This is a genomic window from Microbulbifer mixtoriginis (SeqCode) (assembly GCF_052467235.1).
In genome coordinates this window covers 3,064,766-3,079,612 of the sequence record NZ_CP174305.1, presented here as the reverse complement: position 1 = coordinate 3,079,612, position 14,847 = coordinate 3,064,766, and the positions used below count along the sequence as shown (strand labels likewise).

12 protein-coding genes are annotated in these 14,847 nt (G+C 54.8%); 3 read left to right on the top strand and 9 right to left on the bottom strand.

All coding sequences use genetic code 11. The features are described 5' to 3' along the window. Positions 1-29: 29 nt before the first annotated feature. The gene (locus ACJJIO_RS13535; protein WP_444908751.1) at positions 30-3,224 is read left to right on the top strand and encodes an efflux RND transporter permease subunit; all 3,195 of its coding nucleotides are present in this window, start codon (positions 30-32) and stop codon (positions 3,222-3,224) included. 56 nt (positions 3,225-3,280) lie between these two features. Here the strand turns inward: ACJJIO_RS13535 and ACJJIO_RS13530 are convergent, their stop codons facing one another. After that, positions 3,281-3,661, bottom strand: coding sequence for a hypothetical protein (locus tag ACJJIO_RS13530; protein ID WP_252084645.1), 381 nt, complete (start codon positions 3,659-3,661; stop codon positions 3,281-3,283). Between the two features lie 198 nt (positions 3,662-3,859). On the opposite strand from ACJJIO_RS13530, the gene ACJJIO_RS13525 reads away from it, so the two are divergent. Then, positions 3,860-4,642 carry a glycosyltransferase domain-containing protein gene (locus ACJJIO_RS13525; protein ID WP_444883826.1) on the top strand — a complete coding sequence of 261 codons (783 nt, stop codon included), beginning with the start codon at positions 3,860-3,862 and terminating at the stop codon, positions 4,640-4,642. 68 nt (positions 4,643-4,710) lie between these two features. Here ACJJIO_RS13525 and ACJJIO_RS13520 read toward each other — a convergent pair whose 3' ends face one another. From ACJJIO_RS13520 to aceE, 5 genes are all read right to left on the bottom strand, one after another. After that, positions 4,711-4,998, bottom strand: a complete 288-nt coding sequence (locus tag ACJJIO_RS13520; protein WP_444899035.1) for a hypothetical protein — start codon at positions 4,996-4,998, stop codon at positions 4,711-4,713. Then, positions 4,988-5,284, bottom strand: coding sequence for a hypothetical protein (locus ACJJIO_RS13515; RefSeq protein ID WP_444883825.1), 297 nt, complete (start codon positions 5,282-5,284; stop codon positions 4,988-4,990). Before ACJJIO_RS13515 ends, ACJJIO_RS13520 begins: the two co-directional genes overlap by 11 nt. Positions 5,285-5,397: 113 nt before the next feature. Then, positions 5,398-5,667 (bottom strand): hypothetical protein, encoded by a 270-nt coding sequence (locus tag ACJJIO_RS13510; RefSeq protein WP_444883824.1) that lies wholly within the window; start codon positions 5,665-5,667, stop codon positions 5,398-5,400. Between the two features lie 258 nt (positions 5,668-5,925). Next, a complete protein-coding gene (gene aceF, locus ACJJIO_RS13505) occupies positions 5,926-7,572 on the bottom strand; it encodes a dihydrolipoyllysine-residue acetyltransferase (protein WP_444908750.1) in 1,647 nt (548 codons plus the stop codon). Positions 7,573-7,589: 17 nt separating this feature from the next. Next, positions 7,590-10,259 (bottom strand): pyruvate dehydrogenase (acetyl-transferring), homodimeric type, encoded by a 2,670-nt coding sequence (gene aceE / locus ACJJIO_RS13500; RefSeq protein ID WP_252084639.1) that lies wholly within the window; start codon positions 10,257-10,259, stop codon positions 7,590-7,592. On the opposite strand from aceE, the gene ACJJIO_RS13495 reads away from it, so the two are divergent. Then, positions 10,254-10,475 carry a hypothetical protein gene (locus tag ACJJIO_RS13495; RefSeq protein WP_444888059.1) on the top strand — a complete coding sequence of 74 codons (222 nt, stop codon included), beginning with the start codon at positions 10,254-10,256 and terminating at the stop codon, positions 10,473-10,475. The two genes, aceE and ACJJIO_RS13495, sit on opposite strands and share 6 nt — an antisense overlap. Positions 10,476-10,706: 231 nt before the next feature. Here the strand turns inward: ACJJIO_RS13495 and ACJJIO_RS13490 are convergent, their stop codons facing one another. The 3 genes from ACJJIO_RS13490 to ACJJIO_RS13480 all read right to left on the bottom strand — a co-directional run bounded on the left by ACJJIO_RS13490 (position 10,707) and on the right by ACJJIO_RS13480 (position 14,836). Further along, entirely contained in the window at positions 10,707-11,282 is a 576-nt protein-coding gene (locus ACJJIO_RS13490; RefSeq protein ID WP_444910996.1) for a class GN sortase, read from the bottom strand. Then, positions 11,282-13,678, bottom strand: coding sequence for a marine proteobacterial sortase target protein (locus ACJJIO_RS13485; protein WP_444908749.1), 2,397 nt, complete (start codon positions 13,676-13,678; stop codon positions 11,282-11,284). The genes ACJJIO_RS13490 and ACJJIO_RS13485 overlap by 1 nt, the downstream gene beginning before the upstream one ends. Before the next feature lie 312 nt (positions 13,679-13,990). After that, positions 13,991-14,836 carry a hypothetical protein gene (locus ACJJIO_RS13480; protein WP_444908748.1) on the bottom strand — a complete coding sequence of 282 codons (846 nt, stop codon included), beginning with the start codon at positions 14,834-14,836 and terminating at the stop codon, positions 13,991-13,993. Positions 14,837-14,847 lie beyond the last annotated feature (11 nt).

Below are 14,847 nucleotides of genomic sequence, written 5' to 3'. Positions count from 1 at the left end.
CCTGAAAGCCGCTTCCCAGGTAGCAGCGTATGAATTTTTCCCGTTTCTTTGTCGACAGGCCCATCTTTGCCTCGGTGCTGTCGATCATTATTTTTGTAGTGGGATTGATTAGCATCCCGTCATTACCAGTCAGTGAATATCCCGAGGTTGTACCGCCCAGCGTGCAAGTAAGTGCCCGCTACCCTGGTGCCAATCCCAAGACGATATCCGAAACTGTTGCCACACCACTGGAAGAAGCCATCAATGGTGTGGAAAACATGATCTACATGAAGTCGGTAGCAGGCAGTGACGGCACCCTCACTTTGAACGTCACTTTTAAACTCGGCACCGATCCAGACCAGGCACAGGTTCAGGTACAAAACCGGGTATCCCAAGCGCTACCCCGTCTACCGGAAGACGTGCGCCGCCAAGGGGTAACCACGCAGAAGCAGTCGCCCAACCTGATGATGGCGGTGCATCTGATCTCTCCAGACGACAGCCTCGATGCCACCTATATTCGCAACTATGCGGTATTGCATATCCGCGATGAGCTGTCGCGTATTCCCGGTGTGGGCCTGGCAGCAGTCTTTGGCTCCGGAGACTATGCCATGCGCCTGTGGGTAGACCCGCAAAAAGCGGCGGCCCTGGGCGTGACTGCAGCGGATATCGTCAGCACAGTGCGTGAGCAAAATGTGCAGGTGTCCGCCGGACAGATCGGCGCCTCGCCGATGCCCAATGGCTCTGATTTCCTGATCTCTATCAACGCCAAGGGCCGCCTGCAAAGCGAAGAAGAATTTGGCAATGTGGTACTGAAGACCGGCAGCGATGGTGAAATTACCCGATTGCGTGACGTGGCGCGGGTTGAACTGGCCTCATCCCAAGACTCTCTACGCGCCTTACTAAACGGCCGCCAGGCGGTCGCCATTCCGATTTTCCAGTCTCCAGGCTCCAATTCCCTGGAAGTCTCCGCTGCAGTGCGCGAGAAAATGGCGGAACTGGGAGAACAGTTCCCCGAAGGCCTGGAATGGAAAGTTGCCTACGACCCAACCGTATTTGTCAGCACTTCCATCAGCTCTGTGATCAAGACCCTGCTTGAGGCGGTATTGTTGGTAGTGCTGGTGGTTATCCTGTTCCTGCAGACTTGGCGCGCCTCCCTGATTCCACTCTTGGCCGTGCCGGTATCCATTGTTGGTACCTTTGCGGTGCTACTGATGCTGGGCTTCTCGATCAACACCCTGACCCTGTTCGCCATGGTACTGGCCATCGGTATCGTGGTGGATGACGCCATCGTGGTGGTGGAAAACGTCGAGCGCAATATCGAGGAAGGACTGACACCCTTAGCCGCTGCCCACCAGGCCATGCGCGAGGTGAGCGGCCCGATTGTCGCCATCAGTTTGGTGCTCTGTGCAGTGTTTGTGCCCATGGCCTTCCTGGACGGCATCACCGGCCAGTTCTACCGCCAGTTTGCCACCACTATTGCCATCGCCACCATTATCTCCGCGATCAACTCCCTGACCCTATCCCCGGCCCTGGCGGCTACCCTGCTGAAGCCCCACGGTGCCAAGCCGGATATGCCCGCGCGCATTATCGAGCGCCTGTTCGGCTGGTTATTCCGCCCGTTCAACCGCTTCTTCCAGCGCAACTCTGAACGCTACCAGCGGGTGGTGGGCCACAGCCTCAAACGCCGCGGTATCGTATTTGGGGTCTACCTGATATTGCTCGGCGGTACCTTCACCCTGTTCCAACAGGTGCCCGGAGGCTTTATTCCGGTTCAGGATAAGACTTACCTGGTGGGCAGTATCCGCCTGCCGGAAGGTGCCTCCCTGGACCGCACTGAAGAAGTTGCACGCCGCGTGAGTGAATTAGCTCTGGAAACAGAGGGCGTTGCCAACGCGGCCGCTTTTGTCGGCTTTAACGCCCTACAAGGCACCAATACCCCCAACGTGGGCACGGTATTTATCTTATTCGACGACTTCGATGTGCGCGAACGCAGTGCCACCGAAATCGCCGCGGAGCTAAACGGCAAGCTCTCCCAGATCAAGGAAGGCTTCGCCATGACCTTTATGCCACCGCCCATCTTCGGGCTGGGCGCTGGCTCCGGTTACTCCCTCTATGTCCAGGACCGTCGTGGTGCCGGCTACGGTGAGCTGCAAAATGCCACCAATATGCTGGCTGGGGCCTTGAGCCAAGCCAGCGGCCTCAGCTATCCCTTCAGCTCCTACCAGGCCAATGTGCCGCAGATGGACGCCGAGGTAGACCGCCTGCAGGCCAAAGCCCAGGGCGTGCGTATGGACGACCTGTTCGGCACCTTGCAGCTGTATTTCGGCTCCATGTATATCAATGACTTCAACCTGTTCGGTCGCACCTACCAGGTGGTTGCCCAGGCAGATGCGCCTTTCCGCGATGAAGTGCAAGATCTCGACAATCTCTACACCCGCAATATGAATGGGGAAATGGTGCCCATCAGCACCATGGTGACCCTGCGCCAAAGCTACGGACCCGACCCGGTTATCCGTTACAACGGCTATCCCGCAGCCGACCTGATGGGACAATCCGATCCCAGTATGCTGTCTTCCTCTGAAGCACTGGCGGCAGTTGAGCAGGTAGCCGACCAGGCCCTGCCTCCGGGTATGCAAATTCAATGGACCGACCTCAGCTTCCAGCAGGTTAACCAGGGCAACGCCGCTATGGTGGTCTTCCCTCTCGCAGTACTGCTGGTATTCCTGGTACTCGCCGCACTCTATGAGAGCTGGGTAATGCCGCTGGCGGTTATTCTGATCGTGCCCATGTGTCTGTTGGCTGCACTATTCGGTGTTTGGGCTACTGGCGGCGACAACAATGTATTTGTTCAGGTAGGGCTGGTTGTATTAATGGGGCTCGCCTGTAAAAACGCCATTCTAATTGTGGAGTTTGCCCGCGAGCTGGAAATGGACGGCAAGGGTACCGTAGAGGCAGCCTTGGAGGCCTGTCGCCTGCGTTTGCGTCCAATCATTATGACTTCCGTAGCCTTTATTGCCGGCGTGGTTCCCCTGGTACTAGCCAGCGGTGCCGGTGCCGAAGTGCGCAACGCCATGGGTATTACCGTATTTACCGGCATGATTGGCGTAACCCTGTTTGGCTTGTTCCTGACCCCAGTGTTTTATGTTGCACTCCGCAAACTTGCCGGTGGCAGCTTGTCCAACACAACAAAAACTAATGAGCCAGCACTGATTCAGGATTCAATGGAACAACCGGCGCATAGCTAGAAATACCCCCCAACTTCAAGCCCCCGTTGCGCTCTGCTCGGGGGCTTTTTTTTGCTCTATGGCTCTTCTTTTTTCCAGCGGGCACTGGGGAAAACCAATACATAAAGCCAGGTAAACAGACAGAGAGGCATGCAGAAAAAAATTACGATCACCCCCAGCAGCACACGCATAAAGTCACTGCCCTCTTCATGCTTTTCTGCGCGATCCCACAGATAAGACCGGTAGCAATGATCCGGCCCATCGATGGGGATAAAGGTAAAATTGATCACCCATTCCAAAATCCGCCAATAACGGCGTAAACGTGTCTCCTGCACCCGTGAAAAATAACCGCAACGACCAGAGATAGTGGCATCGGGATTGCCACCAGCAATAGCATTACCGAGCTGATCAATCGCGATGCAGACATTGATTATCCAGCTTCTTCTGGCGCCTCTCATTACACGCTCGTCTAATTAAAAGAAATCCGGCAAGCACTGCCACTCGCCAAGTAATGTATAGACGTATCGAGACAAGAGCAGCCCCCGAGTTGTACAGACCTGTCACTTCAGATAAAAGGGTCGGCTAGACTTCTCACAGGTGGCAAAGAAACCTTTGCCGGCTTAGAAAGTTGTAGGCGCAGGGGTTTCTCCTAAAAAATGTTGCATATCGCCACCATTGCCACCCACTCGGAAAGAATGTTTCCCGTACTCCAGGAATCCGCCAGACGCAATGGCGTATCACTTACCATTCTTGGGCGCGATCACCCCTGGAAAGACTTCTCATCCAAAATGGATATTTTGCTTCCTTTTTTTCAAACGCTGCCTGAGGAGGACATAATCTGCTATCTCGACGGTTTCGACTCATTGATATTACCGTCAGTACGCCTGCTCGAAAAAAATTTTCACTCCTTTGGCAAGGATATTATTTTTTCCAATGACTACCGGCACGATGGTGTTCAGGGGTATTTTGAAAAAAAATTCTTTCCTAACGAACATGTTTTTTCCACGGGAATATTTATTGGAAAAAATAAAGCGCTACAAAACCTATTCCAAGCAGCCCGCGGAATGTATCCCAATTACTGCGATGACCAGAAAATACTGCGGCGCTATTATGCGCATCACACTTGTGAGCAGGTGGATATAGATCACGAGGCCAAGTTATTTTATAATTTTGACATGGCCGATCCCAGTTACAACCTGCTCAATCAAGTGGACCATATTCAGGGAGGAAAAATTTACCTGCTCAACGGGCAGAGTCCCAGCATTATTTCCTTCCCCTGCAGCTGGTTCGCCATTGGTATCAAGAAAAACCTGCATATCCTGCTGGAAAAGCTGGGCTATGACTACTACCCGGAAGTGAATATCAAGGGCACACTTAACGGCTTAAAGTACTATATAGGCACTTCGATAAAAGAAAGTATTAAAACACTGCTGAAGTAACGCAATACCTTTGCCGCTTCCATAATTTTACCCCTGACTTCACCCGAAGCAGTCACGAGCAATATCGATCAATAGAAGCTGTAACTTAATTCAAATGGTGAATAGGGCCCGGCACACCAGTCGCCAGTATCCAATTGATAACAAGGCACTCCCGCAGCAATGCAGTTGTCCAGTTCACCCATATAGGGATCACAAACCAGGCAAAAGCGTGGGAATGCAGTCAGTTCATCGGGCGGAACGGGACTGTGCTTATAGGAATAATAAATTGCGGTGCCATTTAAATCCTGCCAAAAACCATCGGCACAGCCACCGAGCAGCTGCGCCACAATCAATGACAGTAAAACTTTACTCTTCATAGGAAATACAACGCCTTCCACCGGAAATATCAAAGCAACGGGCACTCTCAGGACAAATTGATCCGGGCGCCAACTCCTCAGAGTCACCGGGGCAACTGGAATGACTGGACCTGCGTGTTGAGGGAGCTGCGGGCATTGCTTGAGAGGGATATGCGCGATATTCCGCATGGCGGGGTATCGGCGCACTGGTTGGGTAGACCACCTGGTTGCGCGTATCCGGGGTACCGCAAGCTGGAAGCAGCAAGCTGGTACACAACGCGGCAATGGCTATAGGGAATTTTTTCATGGGCTTGCCTCCGTATCGGCACCACGCGAAACCTAATTCGCGTACTTCGGTAAATGATCGGACGGTGCAGCCACAACCTTGCGCACTACATTCCCAGACTCGCAGCTCGGTGCTTAGTACACCCTCAGAACCGGGAAGAACCAGGCGGTGGAGTCGTACACCTGGTGAGTGCAATGCCCTTCACACTCATTATTAACAGGCAAGGCCTGAGCAGGCGATGAAACAATCGAGTCGGCTTCGACAAAGCCACCTTCCTGCCCGCTAGCCTGAGCCTCGAAAAAGAAAGGGTCTTCCCCTTCCACTTCCTCCGCGGGTAAGAATAAGCAACCCTGCACCGCCAGAGCCGCTACAAGCGGCAGAGCGAATTTCCTTGAAGGCCTCATGATCCGACACTCCACTTTCAGTGTTGCGCTGATAGCTGTCTTTCAAAAAAGTCTAGCCGGCGAGGATTATCCAGCCAGTTGGCGCCAGGTCATTTCTGCGTGCAATTCATTTTTATAAAGTTTTATGCGCCATTTTAGGTACTTTTGTGGGTAACTGGTTAAAAGTTTCTTCGCAGTAAGGCACCTAGGAGTCCGTTCTGACAAAAAAAAGCGGCCATAGGCCGCTTTTTGAGGGTTGTGCTGTAGCTTATGAATAGGCTATAGCAGCAGGCGCCGCACATCCGCAAGCACACTCACCAGGTAGGTCATAAAGCGTCCGGCATCGCCACCATTGACCGCGCGGTGGTCGTAAGAAAGCGCCAAAGGCAGCATCTGCCGCGGCTCGAAGTCCTCGCCGTTCCACACCGGCTTCACCGCCAACTTGGAAACACCGAGGATGCCCACTTCTGGCGAATTGACGATCGGGGTAAATCCGGTACCGCCAATAGCACCCAGGCTTGAGATGGTGAAACAGGCACCCTGCATCTCGTTGGGCTTCAGCTTGCCATCGCGGGCTTTCAGGGCCATTTCAGTGGCCTCGGCCGCCAGCTCGTACAAGCCTTTTTTATCCACATCGCGGATAACCGGCACCATCAAGCCTTTTGGCGTATCCACCGCCATACCCACATGTACATAGTCCTTGCGCACAATCTGCTCGCCATCGTTGTGCAGGGACACATTGAAGCTGGGCTCTGCGCGCAGGGCCGCGGCTACCGCTTTCAGCAGGAAAGGCACAGGCGTGAGTTTCACACCGCGCTTCTCCGCCTCAGCCTTCATAGACTTGCGGAAGGTTTCCAGCTCTGTGATATCCGCATCATCAAACTGGGTGACGTGAGGCACATTGAGCCAGTTGCGCGACATATTGGCTGCGGTGATCTTGTGGATCTTGCTCATCGGCTCCACGCTCACCGGGCCAAACTGGCTGAAGTCGATATCCGGCATCTTGGCGATACCGATTCCACCGCCGACACCAACCGCACCGCTCTCGGCTTTCTTCACCTGCTCGCGGATATAATTATGCAGATCGTCCTTGGAGACCCGGTTGCGCGGACCGGTGGGCTTCACCTTGTTCAAGGTAACACCCAACTCACGGGCCAATTTGCGTACGGCGGGACCGGCATAAACCTGGGCTGCAGCAGTGAGATTGCGTTCCAGCTGGTAATCTTTCTGCGGCACTGCCGGCGGCTCAACAGATAAAGGGGCCTGCTGTGGAGCACTCTCGACAGGCGCAGCAGCTGCCGGAACCGCGGCTTGAGCTGCGGGCGCGGCGGCACCGCCTGCGGCAACCACGTTCAATACACCGAGGGTATCGCCCGTAGAAACCTTATCGCCTTCTTTAACGGCGATAGAAACTACAGTACCGGCGCTGGGGGAAGGGACATCCATGGAGGCTTTATCGCCTTCCACCACAATCAGAGAATCACCCTCTTCGACGGTATCACCGGGTTGCACACTGATCTCGATCACATCAACCGCATCGGCACCGCCCAGGTCCGGGATCTGGATCGTTTCCTCTTTCGGCTCGCCGCTCGCTGCTGCCGCAGGGGCTTCAGCTACAGGCTCTGCCGCCGGCGCAGCTTCTTGCTTGGCGGGGGCTGCAGCGGGCTCCTCTGCTGGAGTTTCCGCGACATCGGTTTCGATCTCACCGATCACATCGCCTTCAGAGACCTTATCGCCCTCTTTTACGCTGATGCTGAGGATTTTGCCGGCCACCGGGGCCGGCACATCCATGGAGGCCTTGTCGCCCTCCACCACAATCAGAGAATCCTCTTGCGCGACGGTATCACCGACGGCAACCGTAATTTCAATCACATCCACCTGATCGGCACCGCCGAGATCAGGCACTTTAATGACTTGTTTTGCCATAGGAGTTCTGCCTTCTCTTAGCTGATGCGCGGGTTAACTTTTTCGGCGTCGATATTGAGCTTCACGATCGCTTCGGACACTTCTTTCGCATCAATCACACCCTGCTTCGCCAGCCCATTCAGAGCGGCAATCACCACATAGTTGCGATCCACCTCGAAGAAGCGACGCAGCTGCTCGCGGCTGTCACTGCGGCCAAAACCATCAGTACCCAGGGTGGTCAAGTCCCCATCGATAAATTCACGCAGGGGCTCCACATAGGAACGGATATAGTCAGTGGAGGCGATTACCGGTGAGGTATTGCCCTCAAACTGCTCGGTGATCCAGGCTTTGCGCAACTCGGCTTCCGGGTGCAGCATATTCCAACGCGCCACATCCTGGCCTTCGCGGGCCGCTTCCACAGCAGAGGTGAGGCTCCAGACATCGGAGGTCACGCCAAATTGATCGGCGAGGATATCCGCTGCTGCCAGCACTTCGCGCAAAATAGTACCGCCACCAATCAACTGCACATGCTTCTTGGCAGTCTTGCCCTTGGCGCCTTTCTTGACGTTGGACTGGAGTTTGTAGATACCGCGAATAATGCCCTCTTCCACGCCCTGGGGCATTTCCGGTTGCAGGTAATTTTCATTCTCGATGGTGATGTAATAGAAGACATTCTTCTGCTCCTCGTACATCTCCTTGAGGCCCCGCTGCATAACCACAGCCAACTCGTAACCGTAGGCCGGATCGTAGCTGCGACAGTTGGGGATAGTGGAGGACAGTACATGGCTGTGACCATCCTGGTGCTGCAGGCCCTCACCATTCAAAGTGGTACGGCCGGCGGTGGCGCCAATCAGGAAGCCGCGCGCCTGCATATCGCCAGCGGCCCAGGCCAGATCGCCCACACGCTGGAAGCCGAACATGGAGTAGTAGATATAGAAAGGCACCATCGGCACGCCGTGGTTGCTATAGGCCGTAGCCAACGCCATCCAGGCAGACATGGCACCGGCTTCGTTGATACCCTCTTCCAGCACCTGGCCTTTCTTATCTTCCTTGTAATACATGATCTGGCCGTGATCCACCGGGGTATAGCGCTGCCCTTCAGAAGAGTAGATACCCAGCTGGCGGAACAGGCCTTCCATACCGAAGGTACGGGCTTCATCGGGCACAATCGGCGCGATGTTCTTGCCGATATTCTTGTCTTTCACCAGTGCGGCGATAGCGCGCACAAATGCCATGGTGGTGGAAATTTCGCGCTCGCCGGAGCCTTTGGTCAGCGCGCTGAAGGCATCGAGACCGGGCACTTCCAGTTTTGGGCACTCAATCGGGCGACGGGGAACCGGACCGCCCAGGGTCTTGCGGCGCTCCGCCATATATTTCATTTCCGGGCTATCCGGAGACGGACGGTAGTAAGGCACTTCTTCCAGCTCTTTATCGGTGAGCGGAATGGCAAAACGGTCGCGGAAGCGCTTAAGGGAATCCAGATCCAGCTTCTTCACGGAGTGGGTATCCATCGCCGCTTCACCGGCGGAGCCCAGGCCGTAGCCTTTAACTGTTTGCGCCAGGATCACAGTGGGCTGGCCTTTATGGGCCATGGCAGCCGCGTAAGCTGCGTAGACTTTATAGGGGTCGTGGCCGCCGCGATTGAGCTTCATAATCTCATCGTCGGACATATCCTTAACCAGCTCCAGCAGCTCCGGGTACTTGCCGAAGAAGTGTTCGCGGGTATAGGCGCCGCCGTTGGCCTTGAAGTTCTGCATCTCGCCATCGACCACTTCGTCCATGACTTTCTGCAGTAGCCCCTTGTCGTCTTTCTCCAGCAGCGGATCCCACAGGCGGCCCCAGAGTACTTTAACGACATTCCAGCCAGCACCGCGGAATACACCTTCCAGCTCCTGTACGATTTTACCGTTACCGCGCACCGGGCCATCCAGGCGCTGCAGGTTACAGTTAACCACGAACACCAGGTTTTCCAGTTGCTCGCGGCCGGCCAGGGAAATGGCGCCCAGAGTTTCCGGCTCATCACATTCGCCGTCGCCGAGGAAAGCCCACACCTTGCGGTCACCGCGCGGCGATAAACCACGGGCGGACATATAGCGCATAATATGCGCTTGATAAATTGCCTGAATCGGTCCCAGCCCCATGGAAACTGTGGGGAACTGCCAGTAATCCGGCATCAACCAGGGGTGTGGATAAGAGGAGAGACCGTTACCGTTCACTTCGCGGCGGAAGTTATCCAGCTGCTCCTCATCGAAGCGTCCTTCCAAGTAAGAACGGGCATAAATACCCGGCGCACTGTGGCCCTGGAAGAAAATCAGGTCGCCGCGCTCCTCACCTTCATTGCCGCGGAAAAAGTAGTTAAAGCCCACATCGTAGAGTGTGGCGGCAGAGGAGAAACTGGAGATATGGCCGCCGAGATGGTCGTTATTCTGGTTGGCACGCACCACCATTGCCAAGGCATTCCAGCGAATCAGGGAGCGAATACGGCGCTCCATAAATAGGTCGCCGGGCATGCGCTTTTCCGCATTGGGCGGAATGGTATTGCGGTAAGGGGTAGTGATAGCCGCGGGTAGCTGCACACCGACATCGGTAGCGCGATCAGACAGCTGCTTTAGAAGGAAGGCGGCGCGCTCTTTGCCGCTGTAGCGGATAACCGCCTGCAGCGCATCCAGCCATTCCTGCGTTTCGAGGTTATCGGTATCTTCGTGCATCAAATGCTCCTCGGCGAATTAGGCGACGTCGAGTCGGTCTATTTCTCAAAAATCGGTACGCGGGCAAACTACAGCGCAGGCGAAAAAATGCTTCCTTTTTTTCAGGCTTCCGCCAATTCACCGCCGTTGGTGGCGGAAATGCAATGTGTGAATCTTCACCCGATCGCGGCGGAGAGGAAAAGCGGCGCCAGTCTGTGCCGCGAGTGCTTAGTTTGACTGTAATTATCTGTTCCGGGCCCACTCTAACGTGGCGGACAAAGCCCCATTCCCGGCTATTAGCGGAGGCGATTGTAGTATTACTACAAAAATTTTTCCAGATAGGACGGTTAGTAACAAACAAAACAAAACGGCAAAACAATTATTTGCCATTTTGCTGTTTTACCGGAATATTTTATGGAAAGTTTGAGAAATCAAATTACAAAATCGAGTCTCAAATAAAGGTGCCAGTCACAGCTGCACCAGCTCCCCGCCAGATTGGTATTCAGCGTAGACCAAGTAGCGCAGTGGACCACCCGCCGCCATAGCATCGAAGGGATAGCAGGTCACCAGTAGCAGGCCGCGCTCGGCAAAAACCGGCAGACGTTCGCGCGCACTATTTACGATGCGCAGCTCCGTCACCCGATACGTGTGCCAGCGCCCGTCTTCACCCTGCAGGTAAATGCCATTGCCGCGCCGCAGGGTTTGCAGCCCGGCAAAGTGCGTATCCCGATGCGCAGCGATTACCGTGGTGCGAAAGTCACCGGGCTTGCCGGAACCATTAAGCAAGCCGGGACCAAAGGCGAGGGATTCTCCACTGCCTCCCGCCAGCACTATAAAAGGACGCTGGCCCTGCAGCTTGAGCTTGGCCACCGGCCGGGTATCCGCCCAGGGCCAGGGCTTTTGCGGAACCCCGCCCTGCAACTGCTCCTCCCAGGCACTGGCAATCAGCAACTGAGCCAGCTGCGCCTTGGCCAGCAGCCAGGAGGCGGAGCCCAACTGCCACAACCCCACCAGCAGGCACGCTGAAAAAAGCAGCAGGCGCATCACTGCGGCGTACTCCCCAGCCGCGCCTCCAGCCCACTGTTACAGCGGCGCAAATCCGGCACCACCTTGCGCAGCAGGCGGCGGATTGCCCCCATCAAATTGGCGCGCATTGAGCGGCCGCGGCGCAACAATGCTGCCAGGCTGAGCAGGCTCATGGCAGCAAACAGCTGCGCATAAACGCCTGTGGCCGTACTGGGGTAAGCCTGGCGCTGCAACACCTGCCCTCTGGGCACCATGTTGGTGAGCGCACTTTGGGAGAGCTTTTCTTCGGGCTTGCGCACCAGCTCTTCCTCAACCGCGACAAAGCTGGTGTAGGGGCTGGCGAGTTGATGATCCAGGGCAAGCTGTAAAATCTGTGCACGCAGAGCCTGGCCCGCATCGCTCTCCTCACCCAGCTGGGTCTGGCGGTCGCGCAGGGATTCCATTTTTCTGCGCGCCCACAAACTGCCGATGCCCTTGCTACTGGGGGCCTGCTCCAGTGTCAGCGCCAGGTTGCGCGCAAACTGCTTACCGGCCATACGCCCACGCAACTGAATGTCCCCATGCAACGACTCCCCTTCCACCCTGGCCACCAGCTGCAACGGCTCGCCGCGATAGAGATCGGGGATTCGTTTTGGATAGGCATCCGCCACCACACCCTCGGGCCAGCTCAACTGCAGATCGGTGGCCATAGGGTTTTCCAGCTTGGCGAATAAGGTCTGCATGCGCCTGCGCACCTCGGAAAGATCGCCGATGGTGACGAAAGAACCGCGGCCAAACTGGGCGGCTTTACGCATAAAATGGCTGTTAGGGGCCGAGCCAATGCCCACCGTAAATAAACGCGCATCGCCCAGGTGTTGGTGGATTAACTCGAACAGCGCCTGTTCATTGCCCACCGCACCATCGGTAATAAATACCACCTGGTGCACCAGGTTATTGTTATCGGGCAACTGCTGGCCCAGCGCTAAACGTAGCGCAGCAGCCATCTCGGTGCCGCCATCGGCATTTAAGCGTTCCACCTCCCGGCGCGCGCGCTGAATATTCTCCGCACTCGCCGCCAGCGGGCGCGGGAAAAAAGCACGAGGGCTGTTATTAAATTCGATTACATTAAAACGGTCATTACCATCTAGACGCGAAAGCGCCAGGGTAAGACTCTCCTTGGCCTGGCGGATAGAGTTACCGCTCATAGAACCGGAGGTATCGATCACGTAAACCACTTCCCGTGGCAGGCGCTGGGCACGAGTGCCCTCATCCGGTGGCAGCAGCATTAGCTGCAAATAGGTACCGGATTTTTTATCCGCACTTTCCCTACCATCCGCCTGCACCCCGGCGGCACTCTCACCAACATGCTCACTAACACGCTCTCTAAAGAGCGCCGCACGCGGCATGACCGAGGGCTCCGGCTGCCAATTTAAAAGAAAGTCCCGATCCATTTTTGCCCTGCCCTTGCGCAGACGAATCGAGTAGCGCTCTCCGGCTTTTTCATCGATGGCAATATCGTGATAGGGGCTAGCGATTTTCACCAGCGGCAAGCCGCCCTCCAGCTCCACCTCAATGGCAATATTGTGACTGCCCGCCGCTTCCAATTCTGCCGCCGGCTGCATCAACGGGGTTATCGCTGCGGCATCCGGTACCTGATCAGTGGGAAGCGCCCAGCCACTGCTCTGAGTGGCCAGTTCCAGTTCGGTACCACCGAGGGCTTGTGAGGGGATGGGTTCACCGGGGATATAACGGGGAGTCAGGGTGGTTGGCAGCCGCAAAGAAAAAACGCCGCTGTCATAGGTCACCGGCTGCAGGTAGCGAATATTCACCTGCACCGTTTCTCCCGGTGCAATATTGGCTACTTTGTTGGTAAACAGGTTGGGGCGCTGCTGCTCCAGGAGTGCCGCGCGCTTACCCGCCGCGCGCGCGGCCTTATAAATCTTTGCCGCCTGCTTGCGTTCACGCACCTTGCCGACAATACGGCGCTCGCCCAATTGAATCTCGAGGCCAGCCACCGCTGCCTGCTCTGGCAATGGCAGTGCGTAAACCGCCTCCTGCCAGCTATCGCTGGTATTCTGAAAAGCCTGCTGTAACTGCACTTCCGCAACCAGACCGCGCACCACCATTTTGACACTACTGTGCAGATGCGCTGCGGGCACATAACGGCCTGGCTCTGCGCCGGTAAACAGTAAATCCCCCGCCTGCACATCATCCAGGGTAACCGGTTCAGCGGTAGCCGTATCATTTTCAGAGACAAGCGCCTGGGCACTGACCTCGGCCCCGATTGCCGCAATGACCACCGCCAATACCACCACTATAAATAACAACCAGCGCCCGGTACCACCGCTCTTCTGGCGGCGGCGGTAATATTCCTCCGTCGGCAACATCAGATCGTCTTTATGGAACCGCTGCCCAAACAACATCACCCTGTTCACTCACTCCCCTCCACTTTTAAATTGGATGTTGAAGTGATTAAACAGGGGCAAGCGGGCGAAAGGTGGCAGGGAAACGGGCGGGAAATGGGAGGCATTATGGCGAATTGTGGCGGGAGAGTAATATGTCGCTAAAATCCTTAGGTTTTATAAGACCTGCAACAATTCACTAGGATCTAAAAAAACGTATGATGGGGCTTTCGATGGCATCAAGGAATTACTCAAAGTTGCTGTAATCAAGCCCAATCATATGTTCACTCTCGCTGGCAACTAGGGCGCGATACTAAAAAATAATGCGTATTTCCAGTAACTCGCCTAGCCACTTACACCCTCACATGGCACTGCAATATCCGCATCTTCGCCAGAACTCTTCCAGTTTTGCACCTTATCTAAAATTTGCCCAACATTTTTAAAAAAGTCCTCACCGCTTCTGTACGCAACTAACTCAGTAAAAAACTTACAAACTGATTTAAACCTGACAGCCTCACTCAGCAAAAGGACCATCACTCCAAGGGGAATACAGTAGCTATCGTTTTTGCCACCACCATATTTCCCATCAATATTGCATAAATGATTGAAGACACCGGCAATCTTCTCACTATCTATTACATCCCCTCTGTTGCCGGTAAGATTAAGATCGTTGTAAGTTCCATTATGCCTTAGATCGACAACGGATTTCTTTTTACTAAAAGTTATTCCCGCCACCTGAGGCAAACCATCCCCACCTACCCCCCTCTTATCGTCCTTATCCCAGATGGCAATAGTCTGAACTTTATATAGCGCACGGTCTACACTTTGTTTATTCAGCACCTCCTCTAAAAACGCACTCTCCATTTTCATAGAGTCCGTATCCTTACCTTGTGCAACACCAGGAAGTCTATCGCTTAAAAAATATCTCATCCCTCCAGTTGACACATACGCCTTCGGATCAAAACCAACAACATATACACTTACAGGCTCTATATAAAAATCTATAGCTGCATCACCACCATAAGAAACTCTTGCAGCAACGTACCTACTAGCCGACCCCACATTCAAAAAACCATCAGACTGAGCACTACTTTCTTTTATTTTTTTTCTCGCATCCAATATAACACTGCGCAACTCTTCAATACCGTTCAAATAGCCCTGCTCGGTCAGATTAACCTCTACATGCTTCACAACAACCTCCA

What these genes read in the sequence shown, in the direction of transcription:
- ACJJIO_RS13535 (WP_444908751.1), top strand. Translation starts at nt 30, where the DNA reads ATGAATTTTTCCCGTTTCTTTGTCGACAGGCCCATCTTTGCCTCGGTG.
- ACJJIO_RS13530 (WP_252084645.1), bottom strand. Translation starts at nt 3,661, where the DNA reads ATGAGAGGCGCCAGAAGAAGCTGGATAATCAATGTCTGCATCGCGATT.
- ACJJIO_RS13525 (WP_444883826.1), top strand. Translation starts at nt 3,860, where the DNA reads ATGTTGCATATCGCCACCATTGCCACCCACTCGGAAAGAATGTTTCCC.
- ACJJIO_RS13520 (WP_444899035.1), bottom strand. Translation starts at nt 4,998, where the DNA reads ATGAAGAGTAAAGTTTTACTGTCATTGATTGTGGCGCAGCTGCTCGGT.
- ACJJIO_RS13515 (WP_444883825.1), bottom strand. Translation starts at nt 5,284, where the DNA reads ATGAAAAAATTCCCTATAGCCATTGCCGCGTTGTGTACCAGCTTGCTG.
- ACJJIO_RS13510 (WP_444883824.1), bottom strand. Translation starts at nt 5,667, where the DNA reads ATGAGGCCTTCAAGGAAATTCGCTCTGCCGCTTGTAGCGGCTCTGGCG.
- aceF (WP_444908750.1), bottom strand. Translation starts at nt 7,572, where the DNA reads ATGGCAAAACAAGTCATTAAAGTGCCTGATCTCGGCGGTGCCGATCAG.
- aceE (WP_252084639.1), bottom strand. Translation starts at nt 10,259, where the DNA reads ATGCACGAAGATACCGATAACCTCGAAACGCAGGAATGGCTGGATGCG.
- ACJJIO_RS13490 (WP_444910996.1), bottom strand. Translation starts at nt 11,282, where the DNA reads ATGCGCCTGCTGCTTTTTTCAGCGTGCCTGCTGGTGGGGTTGTGGCAG.